The sequence below is a fragment of the Streptomyces canus genome (assembly GCF_001514145.1).
Lineage (GTDB): Bacteria > Actinomycetota > Actinomycetes > Streptomycetales > Streptomycetaceae > Streptomyces > Streptomyces canus.
Genome location: NZ_KQ948656.1, coordinates 664,039 through 685,167, shown reverse-complemented (window position 1 = coordinate 685,167; position 21,129 = coordinate 664,039). Strand labels below are relative to the sequence as shown.

The following is a 21,129-nucleotide window of genomic DNA, read 5'->3' as shown; positions in this document are numbered from 1 at the left end:
CAAGGGAAGCCAAGGGAAGAAGGAGCACGCACTCATGTCCGTCCTGACCGTCGAGCCGGGCGCGACCCCCGCCGACGAAGAGCCGCCCGATACCGGCGAGCGCCACCGGCTGACCGCCGTCACGGGCCTCGCCGCACTCTCCCTCGACGCGATGGCGTCCGTTGCCTACGGCCCCGAGGCGATCGTCCTCGTGCTGGCCGCGGCCGGCGCCCACGGCCTTGGGTTCACCCTCCCGGTGACTTTGGCGATCGCGGGTCTGCTGGCGGTGCTGGTCGCCTCGTACCGGCAGGTGATCGCCGCGTTCCCGGACGGTGGCGGGTCGTACGCCGTCGCCAAGACCCATCTCGGCGCGCGGACGAGCCTGGTCGCGGCCGCCTCGCTGGTCCTGGACTACGTCCTGAACGTCGCTGTCGCCGTCACGGCCGGAGTGGCCGCGCTGACCTCCGCCTTCCCGGCCCTGTACGGCGACCGGCTGTGGCTGTGCCTGGCCGTGCTGGCGCTGATCACGGTGGTCAACCTGCGGGGCATCGTCGAGTCGGCGAAGGTGTTCATCGTGCCGACCGTGGTGTTCGTGGGCTCGATCTTCGTGCTGATCGGCGTCGGGCTGTTCCGATCCGCCCCCGTCAGTACGGCCACGGCGGACGGTCACGCGTCGGTGCTGGCCGACAACGCCACCACCGTGGGCGCCCTGCTCCTGCTGAAAGCCTTCGCCTCCGGGTGCAGTGCCCTGACCGGCGTCGAGGCCATCGCCAACGCCGTCCCCTCCTTCCGTGTCCCGCGCGCCAAGCGCGCCCAGCACGCGGAGGTCGCCCTCGGTGCCGTCCTCGGTCTGATGCTGATCGGCCTGTCGGTACTGATCTCACGCTTCCACCTCCAGCCGGCCGAGGGCGTCACCGTCCTCGCCCAGCTCGCGGACGCCTCCCTCGGCCACAACTGGGCCTTCTACGTCATCCAGTTCGCCACGGTGATCCTGCTGGCCCTGTCCGCGAACACGTCGTTCGGCGGGCTGCCGGTGCTGCTGAAGCTGCTGGCGCGTGACAACTACCTGCCGCACGTGTTCGCGCTGAAGGCCGATCGGCAGGTGCACCGGCACGGTGTGCTCGCCCTGGCCGTGGTCTCGGCAGCACTGTTGGTGTTCTCCGGTGGCGACACCAACACCCTCGTGCCGCTGTTCGCGATCGGGGTCTTCATCGGCTTCACGATCGCCCAGGTCGGCATGGTGCGGCACTGGCGTCAGGAGCGAGGGCGGGGCTGGCGGGGCAAGGCCGTGCTGAACGGCTTCGGCGCGCTGCTGACAGGCGTCTCCACAGTCGTCGTCACGGCGAGCAAGTTCGACGATGGCGCCTGGCTGGTGATGGTTACCCTGCCGCTGCTGGTGGGGGCCTTCATCGCTGTTCACCGCGCATACGCCCGTCTTGGGGAGCGCCTTGGCCTGGGCAGTATCCCCGAGACACCTCATCGCGAGCGCTCGCTGGTGATCGTCCCCGTGTCCTCCCTCTCGCGACTGACGTCCGAGGCGCTGACCGCGGCGGCCTCCCTGGGCGACGAGGTACGCGCGGTCACCGTCTGCTACCCGGACCCCGAGGACAGGGCTCAGCTGCACGCGCTGGAGCGCTCCTGGGCGGAGTGGGACCCCGGGGTGCCGTTGGTCCGGCTGACCTGCCAGAGCCGTAGCCTGGGCCGTCCCATCGCCGCGTACGTGCGCGAGGTCGCCACGTCGGAACCGGCCACCCAGGTCACTGTCCTCATTCCGGAGGCCGAGCCCGAGCGGCTGTGGCAGCGGCTGCTGCAGAACCAGCGGGGCGCCGTCGTCGCCCACGCCGTACGCAGGGAGACCGACGCCGTCATCTGCCGGCTGCGCTTCCGGTTGCTGTGACCCTCGCCTCCGGCCGCGTCAGAGTCCCGTCAAAGGTGCCGGGGCCGCCGTAAGAGAGGCGTCAACGGCGGCCGAATCCGGCCACAGAAGCGGTTACCTCTAATCGTCCGTTCCACCCGAACCTCACTCCAGGAGTTCGCGATGGCCGATCTGGCCTTCGTCGTCACCACTGTCGCGGTCTTCGCGCTGGTGGCCCTCGTCGCCAAAGGGGTGACGAAGCTGTGACCGTCGAAAACGTCGTCGGCCTGGTCGTGGCCGTCGCCCTGCTGGGCTATCTCGTCCTCGCGCTGATCTTCCCCGAGAGGTTCTGAGACAGCATGGGTCCCGTACTCGCCGGCGTGCTCCAGTTGCTCGCGCTCATAGCGGCGCTGGCGCTCGCCTACGTCCCCCTCGGCACCTACATGGCCAGGGTCTACTCCTCGGACACGCACTGGCGCTTCGAGAAGTGGATCTACAAGGGCATCGGTGCCAACCCGAACACCGAGATGCGCTGGCCCGCCTACCTGCGCTGCGTCCTCGCCTTCTCGGCCGTGAGCGTCGTCTTCCTCTACCTGCTCCAGCGACTCCAGGGCCACCTGCCCGGCTCGCTCGGCTTCAAGGCGATCGACCCGGACCAGGCGTTCAACACCGCCACCTCCTTCGTCACCAACACCAACTGGCAGTCGTACTACGGCGAGCAGGCCATGGGCCACGTCGTACAGACGGCCGGGCTCGCGGTGCAGAACTTCGTCTCGGCGGCCGTCGGTATCGCCGTGGCGGTGGCGCTCGTACGAGGGTTCGCGCGCGCCCGCACCGGCGAGCTCGGCAACTTCTGGTCGGACCTGGTGCGCGGTGTGACCCGCATCCTGCTGCCGCTCTCCGTCGTCGCCGCGATCGTGCTGGTCGCCTGCGGTGCCATCCAGAACTTCTCGGGCATCCACGAGGTCGGCCAGTTCGTGGGTGGGCACCAGCAGTGGAACGGCGGCGCGGTCGCCTCGCAGGAGGCCATCAAGGAGGTCGGCACCAACGGCGGCGGCTACTTCAACGCCAACTCCGCCCACCCCTTCGAGAACCCGACCCCGTTCACGAACCTCTTCGAGATCTTCCTGCTGCTGGTCGTTCCGTTCGCGCTGACCCGCACCTTCGGCATCATGGTCGGCTCCCTCAAGCAGGGCTACGCGATCCTCGCCACCATGGCCACCATCTGGGTCGGGTTCATCGCGTTGATGATGTGGACCGAGTTCGCGCACCACGGTCCGGCGCTCCAGATCGCCGGGGGAGCGATGGAGGGCAAGGAGACCCGGTTCGGGGTCGGCGCCTCGTCGATCTTCGCGGTGTCGACCACGCTCACCTCGACCGGAGCGGTGGACTCCTTCCACTCCTCGTTCACCGGTCTCGGCGGCGGTATCACCATGCTGGGCATGCAGCTGGGCGAGATCGCGCCCGGCGGCACGGGCTCCGGGCTCTACGGCATGCTGGTCATGGCGATCATCGCGGTGTTCATCGCCGGTCTGATGGTCGGCCGCACGCCCGAGTACCTGGGCAAGAAGATCGGCACCCGCGAGATCAAGTTCGCGGCCTGCTACATCCTCATCACCCCGGCGCTGGTGCTCATCTTCACCGCCGCCGCGATGGCCCTGCCCACCCCGGGCCACTCGATGACCAACAGCGGCGCGCACGGATTCTCCGAGATCCTGTACGCCTACAGCTCGGCCGCGAACAACAACGGTTCGGCCTTCGCCGGTCTGAACGCGGACACCCAGTGGTTCAACAGCACGCTGGGGCTGGCCATGGTGCTGGGCCGCTTCCTGCCGATGGTGTTCGTGCTGGCACTGGCCGGTTCACTCGCCGAGCAGAAGCCGGTGCCCGCCACCGCGGGCACACTCCGCACCGAGAAGCCCCTGTTCACCGGCCTGCTGGTGGGCGCAATTCTGATCATCACCGGTCTGACCTACTTCCCGGCCCTCGCGCTGGGTCCGCTCGCCGAGGGGCTGGCGTCATGACGACCGACACGCAGAAGCAAGAGGACTCGATGTCCACAGCCGCCCCGACCCGCGCACCCCACCAGGACGTCCCGACCGGTCACAAGGAGAGCCGTGTCGGCGCAGGCCTCTTCGACCCCAAGCAGCTGCTGAAGTCGCTACCGGACGCCTGCCGCAAGCTCGACCCCCGGGTGATGGTCAAGTCGCCCGTGATGTTCGTGGTGTGGATCGGCTCGGTGCTGACCACCGTCTTCTCGTTCAAGGACCCGGGCGACTGGTTCGGCTGGACGATCAGCGCCTGGCTGTGGCTGACCGTCGTCTTCGCCAACCTCGCGGAGGCGGTCGCCGAGGGCCGTGGCAAGGCGCAGGCGGACACCCTGCGCAAGGCCAAGACCGACACGGTCGCCCGACGGCTCGTGGGCGAGTCGGAGGAGCAGGTGCCCGGCACCGGGCTGCGGATCGGTGACCTGGTCGTCTGCGAGGCCGGCGACATCATCCCTGGCGACGGTGACGTCGTCGAGGGTGTGGCCTCCGTGGACGAGTCTGCGATCACCGGTGAGTCCGCGCCGGTCATCCGGGAGTCCGGCGGAGACCGGTCCGCGGTGACCGGTGGCACGAAGGTCCTGTCCGACCGGATCGTCATCAAGATCACGACGAAGCCGGGCGAGACCTTCATCGACCGGATGATCAACCTGGTCGAGGGTGCGGCCCGGCAGAAGACGCCGAACGAGATCGCGCTGAACATCCTGCTCGCCTCGCTCACGATCGTGTTCCTGCTGGCAGTGGCGACCCTGCCGCCGTTCGCGGACTACGCGGGCACCCACCTCACGATGGTCGTGCTGGTGGCGCTGCTGGTCTGCCTCATCCCCACGACCATCGGCGCGCTGCTCTCCGCGATCGGCATCGCCGGCATGGACCGGCTCGTGCAGCGCAACGTGCTGGCCATGTCCGGCCGGGCGGTAGAGGCGGCAGGTGACGTGTCGACGCTGCTGCTCGACAAGACCGGCACCATCACGCTCGGCAACCGTCAGGCGTCCGAGTTCGTACCGGTGAGCGGGACCACGGAGGCCGAACTCGCCGACGCCGCCCAGCTGTCGTCGCTGGCCGACGAGACGCCCGAGGGCCGCTCCATCGTCGTACTGGCGAAGGAGAAGTACGGCCTGCGTGAGCGCCACCAGGGCGAACTCACCGGCGCCGAATGGATTGCCTTCACCGCACAGACCCGGATGTCCGGCGTGGACGTCGACGGGCGCAAGATCCGCAAGGGTGCGGCCGGTTCGGTCGTCGCCTGGGTGCGGGAACAGGGCGGCGAGGTGTCCGAGGACGCCGGCGCGCTCACCGACCGGATCTCCGAGGCGGGCGGCACTCCGCTGCTCGTCGCGGTCGAGGACACCGACGGCGCCCGGGTGTTGGGCGTCATCCACCTCAAGGACGTCGTCAAGGAGGGCATGCGGGAGCGGTTCGACGAGCTGCGCCGCATGGGCATCAAAACCGTCATGATCACCGGTGACAACCCGCTGACGGCCAAGGCCATCGCCGCGGAGGCCGGTGTCGACGACTTCCTCGCGGAGGCCACTCCCGAGGACAAGATGGCCCTCATCAAGCGGGAGCAGGCCGGCGGCAAACTCGTCGCGATGACCGGCGACGGCACCAACGACGCGCCCGCGCTCGCCCAGGCGGATGTCGGCGTGGCGATGAACACGGGTACGTCGGCCGCGAAGGAGGCCGGCAACATGGTCGACCTCGACTCCAACCCGACCAAGCTCATCGAGATCGTCGAGATCGGCAAGCAACTCCTCATCACCCGGGGCGCGTTGACGACGTTCTCCATCGCCAACGACGTCGCGAAGTACTTCGCGATCATCCCGGCGCTGTTCGCGGCGGTCTACCCGGGCCTGGACAAGCTCAACATCATGGGCCTGTCGTCACCGGACTCCGCGATCCTGTCCGCCGTCATCTTCAACGCGCTGATCATCATCGCGCTGGTCCCGCTCTCCCTGAAGGGCGTGCGATACCGGCCCGTCAGTGCCGACAAGTTGCTCCGCCGCAACCTCACGATCTACGGCATCGGCGGCCTGGTCGCCCCCTTCATCGGCATCAAGCTCATCGACCTGCTCATCTCCCTCATTCCCGGAATCGGCTGATCCCCATGAACAACTCGGTATCGAACACTGCCCGGTTGCTCTGGGCAGGCCTGCGCGCCCTCCTCGTGCTGACCCTGGTGACCGGCGTCATCTACCCGCTGGTGGTGACCGGTATCGCCCAGGGGCTGTTCCGCGACCAGGCGAACGGCTCCGAGATCAAGTCGGACGGCAAGGTCGTCGGCTCGTCCCTCATCGGGCAGTCGTACAACCTGCCACTGAAGAAGGGCCAGGAGACCCCGGAGCCGGACCTGAAGTGGTTCCAGGGGCGCCCCCAGAACGGTCTCGGCACCAACAGCGTCAACACCCAGTACAAACTGATCCTCTCCGGCGCGACCAACCGGTCCGCCGACAACAAGGACCTGATCGACTGGGTGACGGCCGCCAAGGCCGCCGTCGTCAAGGACAACTCGGTGAACGGCTACACGGTGAAGCCGTCCGAGGTGCCCGCCGACGCGGTGACCTCCTCCGGTTCCGGCCTGGACCCGGACATCTCCCCGCAGTACGCGGACATCCAGGTCCACCGGATCGCCGAGAAGAACGGACTCTCCGTGGCCCAGGTGCAGAAGCTGGTCGACGACCACACCGAGAGCCGCACCCTCGGCTTCATCGGCGAGCCCCGGGTGAACGTTCTCGAACTCAACATCGCGCTCAAGGAACTCGCGGCGAAGAGCTGATGGCGTTACGCGCTCCACAGGGGAGTTGGCGGGTCCGGGGAGAACCGGGTTCCGCCAACTCCCATCGCCATGAGGTCGGCTGCACGGCCTCCGGCGCTCATGGCCCGATACGACAGGAAAGGCGCACGCCCATGACACGGGTGCTGGTGGTGGAGGACGACCCGCAACTCGTACGGGCCCTCATCATCAATCTCCAGGCACGCCAGTACGGGGTCGACGCGGCCCCCGACGGCACCACCGCGCTGCGGCTCGCGGCCGCCCGTCAGCCCGACGTGGTCCTCCTCGACCTGGGGCTGCCCGACATGGACGGTGTCGACGTCATCAAGGGACTGCGGGGATGGACCAGGGTGCCGATCCTGGTGCTGTCCGCCCGGCAGGCGTCCGACGAGAAGGTGGCCGCGCTCGACGCCGGCGCCGACGACTACATCACCAAGCCTTTCAGCATGGACGAACTTCTGGCCCGACTGCGGGCCGCCGTCCGTCGCACCGAAGAGGCACGGCTCGAACCCGGGACGACGCTGGTGGAGACGGCCGACTTCACCATCGACCTGCTGGCCAAGAGGGCCGTACGAGGCGGTCTCGACGTTCGCCTCACGCCGACGGAGTGGCACCTGCTGGAGATCCTGGTCACCAGCCCGGGGCGGCTGATCACGCAGAAGCACCTGCTCCAGGAGGTGTGGGGCGTCTCCCAGAGCAACAAGACCAACTACCTGCGCGTCTACATGGCCCAGCTGCGGCGCAAACTGGAAACAGATCCCTCCCACCCCCGCTACCTCATCACCGAGCCCGGCATGGGCTACCGCTTCGAAGGATGAACATGGCACGCGGCAAGCTCCGGATCTACCTCGGCGCGGCCCCCGGCGTCGGCAAGACCTACGCCATGCTGTCCGAGGCGCACCGCCGTGTGGAGCGGGGCACCGACTGTGCGGTCGCCTTCGTCGAGCACCACCACCGGCCGCGCACCGAGGTGATGTTGCACGGCCTGGAACAGATCCCGCGCAGGGAACTGGCGTACCGGGACAGCACCTTCACGGAGATGGACGTGGACGCAGTCCTCGCGCGCCGCCCCGATGTGGCGCTGGTGGACGAACTCGCCCACACCAACATCCCCGGCTCGCGCAACGAGAAGCGCTGGCAGGACGTGGAGGAACTGCTGACGGCAGGGATCGACGTCGTCTCCACGGTGAACATCCAGCACCTGGAGTCGCTCGGGGACGTCGTGGAGTCGATCACGGGCGTACGGCAGCGGGAGACGGTGCCGGACGAGGTCGTACGCCGGGCCGACCAGATCGAGCTTGTCGACATGTCGCCGCAGGCGCTGCGGCGGCGGATGGCGCACGGCAACATCTACCAGCCGGACAAGGTCGACGCGGCCCTGTCGAACTACTTCCGGCCCGGAAACCTGACCGCCCTGCGCGAGCTGGCGCTGCTGTGGGTGGCCGACCGGGTCGACGCCTATCTGACCGAGTACCGCAGCGAACACCGGGTTTCCACGATCTGGGGCTCGCGCGAGCGGATCGTGGTCGGCCTGACCGGCGGCCCCGAGGGCCGTACGCTCATCCGCCGAGCGGCCCGGCTGGCGGAGAAGGGCGCGGGCGGAGAGGTGCTCGCCGTCTACATCTCCCGCAGCGACGGCCTGACCGCGGCCTCCCCGAAGGAGCTGGCCGTCCAGCGCACCCTCGTCGAGGACCTCGGCGGGACCTTCCACCACGTCGTCGGCGACGACATACCGGTGGCGCTGCTGGACTTCTCGCGCGGGGTCAACGCCACCCAGATCGTGCTGGGCGTCTCCCGACGCAAGGGCTGGCAGTACGTCTTCGGTCCGGGCGTCGGCGCCACGGTCGCCCGCGATTCCGGACCCGACCTCGACGTCCACCTCATCACCCACGACGAGGTGGGCAAGGGGCGCGGGCTCCCGGTCGCCCGGAGCGCGCGCCTCGGCCGGTCCCGCCTGATCTGGGGCTGGCTAGCCGGTCTGGGCGGCCCCGTCCTGCTGACCTGGCTGCTGAGCAGCATGTCTCCCGACGTCGGGCTCGCCAACGACATGCTGCTGTTCCTGGCCATGACCGTGGCGGCGGCCCTGCTGGGCGGCCTCTTGCCCGCCCTGGCCTCGGCGGCGGCCGGTTCCCTCCTGCTGAACTGGTACTTCACCCCACCCGTCCACACCCTGACCATTGCCGATCCGAAGAACATCGTCGCCATCGCGATTTTCGTCGGGGTCGCCGTGTCCGTCGCCTCGGTCGTGGACCTGGCGGCCCGCCGCACCCATCAGGCCGCTCGCCTGAGAGCCGAGTCGGAGATCCTCTCCTTTCTGGCCGGCAACGTCCTGCGCGGCGAGACCACCCTGGAGGCGCTCCTCGAACGTGTCCGCGAGACCTTCGGTATGGAGTCGGTGGCGCTGCTGGAGCGCGAGAGCGACGTCGCGCCGTGGACCTGCGCCGGGAGCGTGGGCCCACAGCCCTGTGCCGTCCCCGACGATGCGGACGTCGACGTACCGGTCGGCGATCACCTGGCACTGGCCCTGACGGGACGGGTGCTGCCGGCCGAGGACCGGCGGGTGCTCGCGGCCTTCGCCGCGCAGGCCGTCGTCGTCCTGGACCGCCGGAGGCTGCAGGAGGAAGCGGTCCGGGCCCGGACGCTGGCCGAGGGCAACCGCATCCGCACCGCACTGCTGGCCGCGGTGAGCCATGACCTGCGTACTCCGCTCGCCGGGATCAAGGCGGCGGTCACGTCACTGCGCTCGGACGACGTCGAGTGGTCGGAGCAGGACCAGGCGGACCTGCTGGAGGCCATCGAGGAGGGCGCCGACCGCCTCGACCACCTCGTCGGCAACCTCCTCGACATGTCCCGCCTCCAGACGGGCACGGTCACTCCGCTCGTCCGCGAGACAGATCTCGACGAGGTGATCCCGATGGCGCTCGGCGGCGTCCCCGAGGACAGTGTCGACATGGACGTGCCGGAGACCCTGCCGATGGTCGACGTCGACCGGGGCCTCCTGGAGCGGGCCGTGGCCAACGTGGTCGAGAACGCCGTCAAGTACAGCCCTGCGGACACACGTGTGCTGGTGAAGGCGAGCGCCATCGCCGACCGCGTCGAGGTTCGGGTCGTGGACCGCGGCCCGGGCGTCCCGGACGAGGCCAAGGACCGCATCTTCGAGCCCTTCCAGCGCTACGGCGACTCACCGCGCGGCAACGGCGTCGGCCTCGGACTCGCCGTCGCCCGCGGCTTCACGGAGGCCATCGGCGGCACCCTGCACGCCGAGGACACACCGGGCGGCGGCCTCACCATGGTGCTGACCCTGCCCATGGCGGCGAGCCACCCGCCATCGCCGGAACCGGACCTGTCCAGTACGGCGATCGCGTAGGACTGTCGAGTGACAAGCGCTGATGCAGAACGCCGCCGGGGCGGCGTACCCCGACGTGGTGTCGGAGTACGCCGCCCGCGGGCGGGACGAGCTGCCGGTGGCAGTCCGTGCGGTCACTTCGGGTCGCGGTCGAAGACCGCCTTCGACCAGCGGTAGCCGAGCGCCGCGAGGCCCAGGCACCAGACGATCGTGATCCACCAGTTGTTGCCGATCTCGGTGCCGAGCAGCAGCCCGCGCAGGGTCTCGATGGCGGGCGTGAACGGCTGGTACTCGGCGATCGGCTGGAACCAGCCCGGCATCGCGTCGACCGGCACGAAGGCGCTGGAGATGAGCGGCAGGAAGACCAGCGGCAGCGCGTTGTTGCTGGCTGCCTCGGCGCTGGGGCTGACCATGCCCATCCCGACCGCGATCCAGGTGAACGCCAGGGCGAAGAGCGCGAGCAGCCCGAATGCCGCCAGCCACTCCAGGACCGTGGCGTCCGTGGAGCGGAAACCGATGGCCACACCGACGGCGCCGACGAGGACCACGCTGATGATCGACTGCAGCACGCTGCCGATGACGTGTCCGATGAGCACGGAGCCGCGGTGGATCGCCATGGTGCGGAAGCGGGCGGTGATGCCCTCGGTCATGTCCATCGAGACGGACACCGCGGTGCCGATCAGAGTGCCGCCGATGGTCATCAGCAGGATGCCCGGGACGAGATACGCGATGTACTCCGAGCGATCGGCCCCGCCACCGCCGATGCCCGCGCTCATCACGTCACCGAAGACATAGACGAACAGCAGCAGCAGGACGATCGGCGTGAGCAGCAGGTTCAGGGTGAGAGAGGGGTAGCGGCGCGCGTGCAGCAGGTTGCGGCGCAGCATCGTGCTCGAGTCCCGCACGGCGAGGGAGAGCCGGGTCGGGCGGGCGGGAGCCAGGGGAGAGCTCATCGGACAGCCTCACCTTTCTTGTCGGTTCGGTCGGCTCCGCCGGTCAGGGCGAAGAACACGTCGTCCAGGTCGGGGGAGTGCATGGTCAGCTCATCGGCCTCTACGCCAATGGAGTCCAGCCAGTCGAGGAGGGAGCGCAGCTCGCGCTGGCTGCCGTCGCTGGGGATCTGCAGCGCGAGCGTCTCGTCGTCCCGGGTGGCCTCGCGCAGTGCGGAGGCGGCGGACCGGTAGGCGTCCGGGTCGGTGAAGCGGAGCCGGACGTGACCGCCGGGGATCAGCCGCTTCAGTTCGTCGGCGGTGCCCTCCGCGGCGATCTTGCCGTCATTCAGCACCGCGATGCGGTCGGCGAGTTCGTCGGCCTCCTCCAGGTACTGGGTGGTGAGGAAGACGGTGACGCCGTCGGAGACGAGTTCGCGGATGATCTGCCACATGGTGTGGCGGGAGCGGGGGTCGAGGCCGGTGGTGGGCTCGTCGAGGAAGATGATCCGCGGGTTGCCGACCAGGGTCATGGCGATGTCGAGGCGGCGCTTCATGCCGCCGGAGTAGGTGGAGGCGGGCTTCTTCGCGGCCTCGGTGAGGTCGAACCGTTCCAGCAGTTCGGCGGAGACCTGCCGGCCCTCGTGCTTGGAGAGGTGGTGCAGGTCCGCCATGAGGAGCATGTTCTCCTCGCCGGTGATGAGGCCGTCGACGGCGGAGAACTGCCCGGTGACACCGATGGCGGCGCGCACGCCGTCCGGTGACGTGGCGACATCGTGGCCCGCGACCTGGGCCTGTCCGCCGTCGGCGGTGACGAGCGTGGAAAGGATCTTCACTGCGGTGGTCTTGCCGGCGCCGTTCGGTCCGAGCAGCGCGAATACCGTCCCGGCCGGGATGCGCAGATCGATGCCGTCGAGGACGGTCTTGTCGCCGTACGACTTGCGCAGACCGATGGTGGAGACTGCGGCGGGCGGCTGCGGGCCGTCCCCCCGCCTGGACGTGGGCATGACAGATGAAGGCATGGGGCCCTCCGATCGAAGGCTGAAGTGAGTGGACGCAGGAGCTGGTTGACGATGTGGGGCTCAGGCCCTGGCGCGGCGGACGTCGATGTTGCCGTACTTGGTGCGGGCGCGGACCTTGACGGTGTCGTCGGTCCGTTCCGGGGTCTCGGACGCGGTGAGCGTGTTGCGTACCTGACCGGAGCCGGAGCTGACGTCGAGCCAGGCGGCCGTGCCCTCGCGGACGCCGACGTCGATGGCGCCGTAGTTGGTCTCCAACTGGACGGTGCCGCGGGCCACTTCGCCCACCCGCAGGGTGCCGTGGGCGGTGGTGGCGGTCACCGAGTCCTCGGCGCGACGGATCTCGATGTCGCCGTTGGCGCCGCTCACCCGCAGCTCGCCGGTCGCGGCGTCGACCGTCGTGGTGCCGTGTGAGTTCTTCAGGACGGCGGGGCCGTCGAGGAGGCCGACGCGCAGACTGCCGGAGCTGGTGGTGATCTCGGCCCGGCCCTCGACCCGGTCCACGGTGATCGAGCCGTGCGACGCGGTCAGTTGGAGCGGGCCTGTCGTGTCGAGGCGGACGTCCCCGGACGAGGTCTTCACGTGGACCTCGCCGAGCCGGCCCTCGCCCAGCACCTGGGCCCAGGCGCCGGTCATGTCGATGCGTGAGCCCGCGGGCAGTTCGACCGTCACGTCCACGGTGCCGGTGCGGCCGAGACCGAGCAGATTGCCCTTGGGTGTCCTGACGGTCAGGACGCCGCCCGCGTACGTGACCTCGGTCTGCTCGGCCGCCCGTGCGTCCAGGTCCTTCTTCGGGTCGCGGGGTCGCACATCGACGACCGTGTCGAGGCGGTCGCCCGCGGTGAACTGGATGGAACCGGCCTCCACGCGCGCCGTGACCGAGATCGCTTCGGGAGTGTCGAAAGAAGGCATGGCTGTCCCGTCCTCTTGGGTCATTGGGTCGTCCCCGCTGGTGGGACGTGGTGTGGGTGAAGTGGTGTGGAGGGGGTGCGGCTAGCGCACCCAGCCCGTGAAGCTCTGCCCGACGGTCTGGGCCTTCTCCGTCGTCCGTGGCCGGGCGCCGCCGTCGACCGCGGCCGACACGGCGCGCACCAGCCACGCGTTGACCGACAGGCCTTCGCGGGTGGCGGCCTCCTCGGCACGAGTCTTGAGGTGGGCCGGCAGACGCAGGTTGACGCGGGCGGTGCTCCCGTCGTCGCCGTCGGCCGGGACCGGGGCCCTGAACGGTTCGGCGGGCGCGGCCGGCTCGGCGGGGGCGCCGCCATAGGTGGGCGGCGGTGTCACCACGAAGTCGGGGTCGAGCCCGCGCAGCCGTACGTCGACCGAGCCGGGGGCGAGTTCACGGGTGATCTCGTCCATCGCGGCGGAGAGCATGTTGAGCATGGTCAGACGGGTGGCCGACTCCAGGGGAGCGGTGAGCCTCTCGGCCAGGTCGCGAGCTTCTTCGCCGCCGGCTTCGGCGGCCACCGCGAGTTCCTTGCGGAGGGAGTCGACATACGGGGTGAGGTCCATGACGCCATAGTGGCACCACTGCGGCGCCACATGCAACCCCGGGTGGTGCCTTTGTGTGGCGGGAAGTGCTCTCTGGGTGCGTGGAATGGCGTCAGTGATGGCTTCCGGTGCCATCCGGAGTCTTGCGGCGCGCTGTGGCTTCACTGCGGGACGTCATTTTGGGTTCATAGTGGCGCCACATGTGTGCCATAGTGGCACCACTGACGGCGCACTCTCAATCTCGCAGGCCGAGGGGTGCGCCATTTCGCTGAATGAGCCATCGAAAGGGTCGGATCATGGAGTCAGCGCACAGCCAGGAGCAGGCGGCGCCCACGGCCTTCACCGCCTTCGCCCGCTTCGTGCTCTTCGGCGGTGGGGTGGGGGTCGCCTCAAGCCTCGCCGTGGCGGCCCTGGCCTCCTGGATTCCCTGGGCCCTGGCCAACGCCCTGATCACCGTGGTCTCCACGCTCCTCGCCACCGAGTTGCACGGCCGGTTCACCTTCGGGGGCGGGCGCGCGACCTGGCGCCAGCATGCGCAGTCGGCCGGGTCCGCAGCGATCGCCTACGCGGTCACCTGTGCGGCAATGCTGCTCCTGCAGCAGCTGGTGGCGGCACCGGGTGCGGTCCTCGAGCAGGCCGTCTACCTGTCCGCCTCCGCATGCGCCGGTGTCGCGCGATTCACGTTGCTGCGTCTCGTCGTCTTCGCGAGGAGCCGTTCGCAGGCCGCGCCCACCGTTGGCACCGCCCTTCCCGTGCAGGCGACCGTGGCCCGCACCGCGGCCCCGGCCGGCCCCGCGGTCCTCTGCCACGCCGCCTGAGCGTTCCGCCGGGCGGGAGGTCACGGACCGAACCGGACCGGACCCTCACCTGCCCGGACCGGACTGCCGCCTCACCGGGACGGCAGTGCACATCCGGACGCCGAGGTCGAGCTCGACCTCGGCGTCCGGATCTTGTTCAGCTGTCGTAGGTGTGAAACCCGCGGCCGCTCTTGCGGCCGAGGTGACCCGCCGCGACCATCCGGCGCAGGAGGGCGGGCGGTGCGTACAGCGGCTCCTTGTACTCCTCGTACATCGACTCGGCCACGGCCTGGGCGGTGTCGAGGCCGATGAGGTCGAGCAGGCGCAACGGCCCCATGGGGTGCGCGCACCCGAGTTCCATGCCCCGGTCGATGTCGTCCGGCCGCGCCGAGCCCGACTCCACCATCCGTACCGCGCTGAGCAGGTAGGGCACGAGGAGGGCGTTGACGACGAAGCCGGAACGGTCGGGCGCCTGGATGGCCTGTTTGCCCAGCTGCTCGGCGAAGCCGCGGGTCCGCAGCACCGTGTCCGCGCCGGTGACGAGGGAGGGAATGACCTCGACCAACTGCTGCACGGGGACGGGGTTGAAGAAGTGCAGACCGATGACCCGCTCGGGCCGCTCGGTGACGACGGCGAGATCGACGACGGGAATCGAGGAGGTGTTGGTGGCCAGGACCGCCGTAGGGTCTTCGATCGCCTTGTCCAGGTCGCGCAGGACACCGGTCTTGATGTCGCGGTTCTCGGCGACGGCCTCGACGACGAACTGGCGGTCGGCCATGTCGCCGAGGTCACGGGTGAAAGAGAGCCGGGCGAGGGTCTGGTCTCGTTGTTCCTCGCTGAGCTTGCCACGCCGCAGGCCTCGGTCGAGGGAGGCGGTGAGTCGGCGGCGGCCTGCCTCGACCGCGTCATGCGTGGCCTCGGCGACACGGACGTCCATGCCGCTGCGGGCGGCGACTTCGGCGATGCCGGAGCCCATGAGGCCGCATCCGACGACGCCGAGACGGGTGACGGAATCCATCGGGGCCCGTCCTTTCTGGTGAGCGGGTCTGGTGAGGGGGAAATGATCGGCGTCAGAGATCGAGGACGAGACGGGGCCCGCACGAGCGGGAGACGCAGATGAGCATGGTGTCGCCGGCGGCTCGTTCGTCCTCGGTCAACAGCGAGTCGCGGTGGTCGGGTGTGCCGTCCAGCACGTCGGTCTCGCAGGTGCCGCACGTGCCTTCCCGGCAGGAGAAGTCGACCGTGACGCCGGCCTCCTCCACGGTGTCGAGCACCGAACGGTCAGGCGGCACGGTGAGGGTCAGCCCGGAACGGGCGAGCTCCAGCTCGAAGGCCGTGGCCGCGCCGGTCCCGGTCGTCGCGACCGGGGCGAACCGTTCGACGCCCAGCGTGCCGGGCGGCCAGCCCGCGCACTGCTCCTGCACCGCCCGCAGCAGGGGCTCGGGACCGCAGGCGTGCACCAGGGTGCCCTCCTTGGGCACGCCGAGGTGGGCGGCGAGGTCCAGGAGGCCGTACTCGTCCTGCGGGCGGACGAGTACCCGCTCCCCGTGCGGGGCGAGACGGTCCAGGAACGCCATGGAGGTCCGGGTGCGACCGCCGTACAGCAGACTCCAGTCGGCGCCCGCGGCCTCGGCGGCCTCGACCATGGGAAGGATGGGCGTGATGCCGACGCCGCCGGCGACGAACAGATGGCGGGTGGCCGGCCGTAGCGGGAAGTTGTTGCGCGGTCCGCGGACCCGCACGGTGGAGCCTTCACGCAGGTGGTCGTGGACGTACGCGGAACCGCCGCGGCCCTCCGGCTCGCGCAGCACGGCGATCTGCCATGTCTCGCGTTCGGCCGGGTGTCCGCACAGGGAGTACTGACGGACCAGACCGTCGGCGTCGCCGTCCAGGAGTACGTCGATGTGGGCGCCGGGTGCCCAGGCGGGGAGCGCGCCGCCGTCGGGCCGGCGCAGGGTGAGGGAGACCACACCGTCGGCGGCGAGGGTGCGGGCGGCCACCGTGAGGGTGGTCGGGGCCGGGGGCAGTTGGTCGTTCATGCTGGTTCGGCTCCCGGTCTCAGGCCTGTGTCGGTACGTGCAGCAGCAGCGCGTCACCCTGACCGCCGCCCCCGCACAGGGCCGCCGCTCCGCTGCCGCCTCCGCGCCGGCGCAGTTCCGTCGCCAGGGTCAGCACCAGCCGGGCTCCGGTCATGCCGACCGGGTGGCCGAGCGCGATCGCTCCGCCGTTGACGTTCACCTTGTCCAGCGGGATGTCCAGTTCGCGTACGGAAGCCAGGGCCACTCCGGCGAACGCCTCGTTGATCTCGAACAGGTCCAGGTCGGCGGCCTTGAGCCGGCCGTCCCGGTCCAGGGCGTCGCGGACGGCGCCCGCCGGCTGGACGAGCAGTGAGGGGTCGGGGCCGGCGACCGTGCCGTAGGCGCCGATCTCGGCGAGCGGTGTCAGGCCCTCCCGCCGGGCGCGCTCCGCGCTCATCACGACGACGGCCGCGGCGCCGTCGGAGAGCTGGGAGGAGTTGCCCGCGGTGATGGTGCCCGTGCCGGAGAACGCGGGCCGCAGGCGGCCCAGGGTCTCGGCGGTGCTTCCCGGCCGTACGCCCTCGTCGGCTTCCACCACCGTCTCGCCCCGGTGTCCGGCCACCGTGACGGGGGCGATCTCCTCGGACAACGCGCCCGACTGCTGGGCGTGGGCGGCCCGTTGATGGGAGAGCGCGCTGTACTCGTCCTGTTCCTGCCGGGTCAGTGCGAAGGGCTGCTGGTAGCGCTCGGTGGCCGCGCCCATGGAGACGCCGTCGAAGGCGCAGACGAGGGCGTCCCGGTCGAGGGCGTCCTCGACCTCGTTCGAGCCGTACTTCCAGCCGGCGCGTGATCCGCGCAGCAGGTGCGGGGCCCCGGACATGGACTCCATGCCGCCCGCGACGACCACCTCGTGACGGCCGGAGGCGATCATGAGGTCGGCCAGGGCGATGGCGTGCAGTCCGGACGGACAGAGCTTGTTGACGGTGCTCGCCGGGACGGAGAAGGGAATGCCGGCGAGGACCGCGGCCTGCCGGGCCGGGTTGGGGCCGGCGCCGGCCTGCACCACATGGCCCATCACGACGGCATGCACGGCCTGCGGGTCCAGAGGGACGGCGGCCAGAGCCGCGCGGATGGCGTGGGCGCCGAGATCGACCGCGGACAGCGGGCTGAGGGCGCCCAGCAGTTTGCCGATCGGTGTCCTTGCTCCGGCGACGATGACGGATCCGGGCATGGCCGGGACCTCCTGGGGTGGGGGACGGGGTCAGACGACCGGGTCGTCGGCACGTTCGGCGATCATGTGGGCGGTCTCGTTCACCGAGTGCAGAACGACTCGGCCGCCGGGCATGCGCCGCACCCGGCTGACGGAGGTGTAGCCGGGGTGGAACCAGAACATCGTCGGCAGACCGAGCACCGTCGCGAGATAGGTGTTGGTGATGCCGCCGTGGCACACCGCGGCGACCCGTCCGCCGGGATGGGCGTCGAGGATGGTGTCCATGGCGCGCACGGCCCGCCCGCGAAAGGCGTTCCAGTCCAGGTCGGGCACGAAGTCCTCGAAGCGTCCCTCGGCGAGCGCCGCCGCCCGGGGGTCACCCGTCCCGATCTGCTCCGGTGGGGTGTAGGGCTGGGACACGTCCGTGTCCCATTCGCGCAGGTCGTCGAGGATGGTGGCCGTCATGCCGGTGAGCCGTTCCAGCGGCGCCACGGTCTCGCGGGCCCGCTGGAACGGGCTGACGTACAGGGCGTCGAGGTTCTCGTGTCCCAGCCAGTCGGCCAGGCGTTCGGCCTGGGCGGTGCCCTCCGGCGACAGCCCCGGGTCGAACACGCCCGCCACGGGGAGGCCGTGCCGGACGAGAAGGAGTTCGGTCATGGATGATCCTTAGGTATGTGGGAGCGGCTCAGCCGGCGATGGTCCGTTCCGAGCCCCAGTAGGGGCGGCGCATCGCGCGCTTGTCGAGCTTGCCCATGGCGTTGCGCAGCAGCTCGGGAACGACCTCGTACGACTTCGGGCACTTGTAGGCGGCGAGGTGCTCGCGGCAGAAGGCGTCCAGCTCGCCGGCGGGCGGCTCGTCCCCGGCCACCACGACCAGCGCCCGCAGCGACTCGCCGAAGTCCGGGTCGGGCACGCCGATCACGGCGACCTCGACGACCGCCGGGTGCCGGCGCAGGACCGCCTCGCTCTCGGCCGGGTACAGGTTCACGCCGCCGGAGACCACGACGTCCGCCGCCCGGTCGGTGATGAAGATGTAGCCGTCGGTGTCGATGTAGCCGATGTCGCCGAGCGTGAAGACGCCGGGGGAGAGATAGGCGGCCTTGGTCTTGTCGGGGTCCGCGTGGTAGCGGACACCTTGGTCGTCGGGCGCCCGGAAGGCCAGCAACCCGCGTTCCCCGGACGGCAGTTGCCCGCCCTCGTCGTCCGTGACGAGCACCTCGAACGGGGGCCGTACCCGCCCGACCGAGCCCGGGTGCGCCAGCCACTCGGTGCTGCTGATGCGGGCCACGGTTCCCGCTTCGCTGGCGCCGTACGACTCGGTCAGCACCGGACCGAACCAGTCGATCATGGCGCGCTTCACGTCCGGCGGGCACGCGGAGCCGGTGTGGGAGACCTGCCGCAGGCTGGAGACGTCGTACCGGGCGCGGACGTCGTCCGGGAGGGCGAGCAGCCGTTGGAAGTGGGTGGGCACCATCACCGTCGAGGCGACCCGCCACTTCTGCACCCGGCTGAGGAACGACTCCGCGTCGTATCTGCCGAGGACGACCACCGGCTGACCGGCCGCCAGGTGCCGCAGCGAGGTCAGTGGCGCGTTGTGCTGCAGGGGGCCGCACACCAGGTGGGGGCCCGGCGGGAATCCGGGCCGGGCGGACATCGCGGCGAGGTAGGCGGAACTGTCGGCGACGGGGCCGCTCACCCAGCGCACCTCGGTGCCGCGTGCTCGTCCGGTGGTTCCCGAGGTGTACACGAGCGGAGGCCGGGCGGGCCGGCCCGTCGGGAGGGCGCGTCCGGCGGGTGCGGCGGCCAGCCACTTGTCCCAGTCGAACGCGTGCCCGGCCAACGGGGTTCCGTGTGTCACGATCGGCAGACCCAGTTCCCGGGCCGCGTCGAGGGCGGCGCCCGCGCCGGCCGGTCCCGCGACGATGCCGGTCACCCCCGCGTCGATGATCTGGTCGACGAGCTCGCCCGAGGTGAGGTTCCGGGACGTGGCCACGGTCCCCACTCCGGCTCGCAGGCCCGCCAGATGGGCCACCAGCGTCGGAATCGCGTTGTCGCCGAGGACGGCGATCCGGTCGCCGGGGCCGGGCGCGAACTCCAGCAGCCGGGCCGCCGCCCGGGCCACCTGGTCGGCGAGGCCGGACCAGGACAGCACTCCCAGGTCGTCCGCCAGGGCGGGCTCCTCGGGTGTCTCCTGGGCGCGACGGTCGAGTGGCAGCAGCGACATGGCTCCTCCGGCGGCTCCGCGGTCCTCTCCCGATGTCGACGGGAGAGAGGGAATGCGGAGACTGTAGCGTTTATCAAGAAAGTACGGAACACTCTGACCCCAGACGAAGCCGTTCCCGCATGTTCCAGCGGTGGGAGAGGTCCACGGCCCACTCACCCTTACTCAAACCGTCGTCTGGTAAGTACCCGAGGAGGAGCCATGTCCCAGCCCGATCCGGACGCATGGCGCCGACAGGTCCGGCAGTGGCTGGCCACGGTGCTCGAACCGGCCTCGGCGTCGGAGTCCACCGCCCAGGCCGCCGACCTCGCCGTGTTCCACAACCTTCCGGAGGACGAGGAACGCCTCCTGCTGGATCGCTGCCGCGCCTATCAGCGGGCCCGCTTCGACGCCGGCTACCAGGCGCTGACACTCCCCGAGGACAAGGGTGGCGCGGGCCTGAGCGCCGCGCACGTGGCGGTCTTCGCCCAGGAGGAGTCCGCGTTCGCGGTGCCGCCGTCCACCGAGCTGATCAGTGTCACGGTGCGCCTGGTCGCGATGGCCGTCTCCCTGTTCGGAACGGACGAGCAACGCCGCGACCACGCCCGCGCGTTCCTGCGCACCGACCTCCTGGCCTGCCAGCTCTTCAGCGAACCCGGCGCCGGCTCCGACCTCGCGGCCCTGCGCACCCGCGCCCGGCAGGACGGCGACGAGTGGGTGATCGACGGCCAGAAGGTGTGGACCTCGGGCGCCCAGTTCGCCGACTACGGTCTGCTGCTCGCCCGGACCGACCCGGACGTGGTCAAACAGGCAGGCATCACCGCTTTCCTGGTCCCGATGGACGCCCCCGGAGTGGAGGTGCGCCCCATCCGGCAGATGAGCGGCGGCGCCTCCTTCAACGAGGTGTTCCTCAGCGGCGTACGCGTCCCGGACCGGCTCCGGATCGGGCGGCCGGGCCAGGGCTGGGAGGTCGCCAACGCCACCCTCGCCTTCGAGCGGACCGCCTCCGGCAGCGGCAACCGCCGCAAGGGCGGCACCTTCCCGGACGTCCTCGCGCTCGCCCGCTCCCTCGGCCGCACCGCGGATCCACTGGTCCGCCAGCGCCTGGCCGACCTGTACGTCCGAGCCGCCCTGCGCGCGGCCACCGTCGACCGCGTCGCCAGGACGAGCGCCGCCGGCGGCCGGCCGGGTCCGGAGGCCTCGTTGACCAAACTCATGGCCTCCGAGCTGCTCACCCGCACCGGCCAGGTCGCCGCCGAGCTGATGGGGGCGCGGATCAGCGCCGACACCGGGGAACCGGGCACCTTCGCCTGGACCCAGCATCTGCTCGGCGCCCCCGGCTACCGGCTGGCCGGAGGCACCGACCAGATCCAGCGCAACCTGATCGGCGAACGGGTGCTCAAGCTGCCGCCGGAACCCCGGGTGGACCGGGCGCCTTTCTCACAGCTTCCCGGCGACTAAAAGGCC

Annotated in this window: 18 protein-coding genes; 9 read left to right on the top strand and 9 right to left on the bottom strand. The window is 70.3% G+C overall.

Going from position 1 to position 21,129, the window contains the following annotated elements; all coding sequences use genetic code 11:
- The first annotated feature begins 34 nt into the window (after positions 1 to 34).
- From AQJ46_RS03015 to AQJ46_RS02985, 7 genes are all read left to right on the top strand, one after another.
- Positions 35 to 1,876, top strand: a complete 1,842-nt coding sequence (locus AQJ46_RS03015) for an APC family permease (protein WP_059204054.1) — start codon at positions 35 to 37, stop codon at positions 1,874 to 1,876.
- A gap of 221 nt (positions 1,877 to 2,097) precedes the next feature.
- Positions 2,098 to 2,187, top strand: coding sequence for a K(+)-transporting ATPase subunit F (gene kdpF, locus AQJ46_RS03010; RefSeq protein ID WP_037770757.1), 90 nt, complete (start codon positions 2,098 to 2,100; stop codon positions 2,185 to 2,187).
- A 6-nt stretch (positions 2,188 to 2,193) separates the two neighbouring features.
- On the top strand, positions 2,194 to 3,858 hold the full coding sequence (kdpA, locus tag AQJ46_RS03005; protein ID WP_059204053.1) for a potassium-transporting ATPase subunit KdpA: 1,665 nt from the start codon (positions 2,194 to 2,196) through the stop codon (positions 3,856 to 3,858).
- Positions 3,855 to 5,981: a potassium-transporting ATPase subunit KdpB gene (kdpB, locus tag AQJ46_RS03000; RefSeq protein WP_208616862.1), complete on the top strand. Its 2,127-nt coding sequence runs from the start codon at positions 3,855 to 3,857 to the stop codon at positions 5,979 to 5,981. Before kdpA ends, kdpB begins: the two co-directional genes overlap by 4 nt.
- A 5-nt stretch (positions 5,982 to 5,986) precedes the next feature.
- On the top strand, positions 5,987 to 6,655 hold the full coding sequence (locus AQJ46_RS02995; protein WP_059204052.1) for a potassium-transporting ATPase subunit C: 669 nt from the start codon (positions 5,987 to 5,989) through the stop codon (positions 6,653 to 6,655).
- Positions 6,656 to 6,786: 131 nt separating this feature from the next.
- Positions 6,787 to 7,470: a response regulator gene (locus AQJ46_RS02990; protein ID WP_059204051.1), complete on the top strand. Its 684-nt coding sequence runs from the start codon at positions 6,787 to 6,789 to the stop codon at positions 7,468 to 7,470.
- Between the two features lie 2 nt (positions 7,471 to 7,472).
- Positions 7,473 to 10,019 carry a sensor histidine kinase gene (locus AQJ46_RS02985; protein ID WP_059204050.1) on the top strand — a complete coding sequence of 849 codons (2,547 nt, stop codon included), beginning with the start codon at positions 7,473 to 7,475 and terminating at the stop codon, positions 10,017 to 10,019.
- Positions 10,020 to 10,132: 113 nt separating this feature from the next.
- On the opposite strand, the gene AQJ46_RS02980 is transcribed toward AQJ46_RS02985, so the two are convergent.
- The 4 genes from AQJ46_RS02980 to AQJ46_RS02965 form a co-directional block, all read right to left on the bottom strand.
- Entirely contained in the window at positions 10,133 to 10,951 is an 819-nt protein-coding gene (locus tag AQJ46_RS02980) for an ABC transporter permease (RefSeq protein WP_059204049.1), read from the bottom strand.
- Positions 10,948 to 11,934: an ATP-binding cassette domain-containing protein gene (locus AQJ46_RS02975; RefSeq protein WP_059204048.1), complete on the bottom strand. Its 987-nt coding sequence runs from the start codon at positions 11,932 to 11,934 to the stop codon at positions 10,948 to 10,950. The genes AQJ46_RS02980 and AQJ46_RS02975 overlap by 4 nt, the downstream gene beginning before the upstream one ends.
- 75 nt (positions 11,935 to 12,009) lie before the next feature.
- The gene (locus tag AQJ46_RS02970; RefSeq protein ID WP_059204047.1) at positions 12,010 to 12,858 is read right to left on the bottom strand and encodes a DUF4097 family beta strand repeat-containing protein; all 849 of its coding nucleotides are present in this window, start codon (positions 12,856 to 12,858) and stop codon (positions 12,010 to 12,012) included.
- 81 nt (positions 12,859 to 12,939) lie between these two features.
- Positions 12,940 to 13,458: a type II toxin-antitoxin system HicB family antitoxin gene (locus AQJ46_RS02965; protein WP_059204046.1), complete on the bottom strand. Its 519-nt coding sequence runs from the start codon at positions 13,456 to 13,458 to the stop codon at positions 12,940 to 12,942.
- 275 nt (positions 13,459 to 13,733) lie between these two features.
- Here AQJ46_RS02965 and AQJ46_RS02960 point away from each other — a divergent pair, with 275 nt between their 5' ends.
- Complete coding sequence (locus tag AQJ46_RS02960; RefSeq protein WP_059204045.1) at positions 13,734 to 14,255, top strand: GtrA domain-containing protein; 522 nt, start codon at positions 13,734 to 13,736, stop codon at positions 14,253 to 14,255.
- A gap of 136 nt (positions 14,256 to 14,391) precedes the next feature.
- Here AQJ46_RS02960 and AQJ46_RS02955 read toward each other — a convergent pair whose 3' ends face one another.
- Genes AQJ46_RS02955 through AQJ46_RS02935 form a run of 5 tightly spaced genes read right to left on the bottom strand, consistent with a single transcriptional unit; the run spans position 14,392 to position 19,686 of the window.
- Positions 14,392 to 15,252, bottom strand: coding sequence for a 3-hydroxybutyryl-CoA dehydrogenase (locus AQJ46_RS02955; RefSeq protein WP_059204044.1), 861 nt, complete (start codon positions 15,250 to 15,252; stop codon positions 14,392 to 14,394).
- 52 nt (positions 15,253 to 15,304) lie between these two features.
- A complete protein-coding gene (locus AQJ46_RS02950) occupies positions 15,305 to 16,273 on the bottom strand; it encodes a PDR/VanB family oxidoreductase (protein ID WP_059204043.1) in 969 nt (322 codons plus the stop codon).
- A 19-nt stretch (positions 16,274 to 16,292) separates the two neighbouring features.
- A complete protein-coding gene (locus AQJ46_RS02945; RefSeq protein ID WP_059204042.1) occupies positions 16,293 to 17,483 on the bottom strand; it encodes an acetyl-CoA C-acyltransferase in 1,191 nt (396 codons plus the stop codon).
- Between the two features lie 30 nt (positions 17,484 to 17,513).
- A complete protein-coding gene (locus tag AQJ46_RS02940; RefSeq protein WP_059204041.1) occupies positions 17,514 to 18,119 on the bottom strand; it encodes a histidine phosphatase family protein in 606 nt (201 codons plus the stop codon).
- A 28-nt stretch (positions 18,120 to 18,147) separates the two neighbouring features.
- Positions 18,148 to 19,686, bottom strand: a complete 1,539-nt coding sequence (locus tag AQJ46_RS02935; RefSeq protein ID WP_059204040.1) for an AMP-binding protein — start codon at positions 19,684 to 19,686, stop codon at positions 18,148 to 18,150.
- Positions 19,687 to 19,884: 198 nt separating this feature from the next.
- Between AQJ46_RS02935 and AQJ46_RS02930 the strand changes: the two genes are divergently transcribed.
- Positions 19,885 to 21,123, top strand: coding sequence for an acyl-CoA dehydrogenase family protein (locus AQJ46_RS02930; RefSeq protein ID WP_059204039.1), 1,239 nt, complete (start codon positions 19,885 to 19,887; stop codon positions 21,121 to 21,123).
- Positions 21,124 to 21,129: the final 6 nt, after the last annotated feature.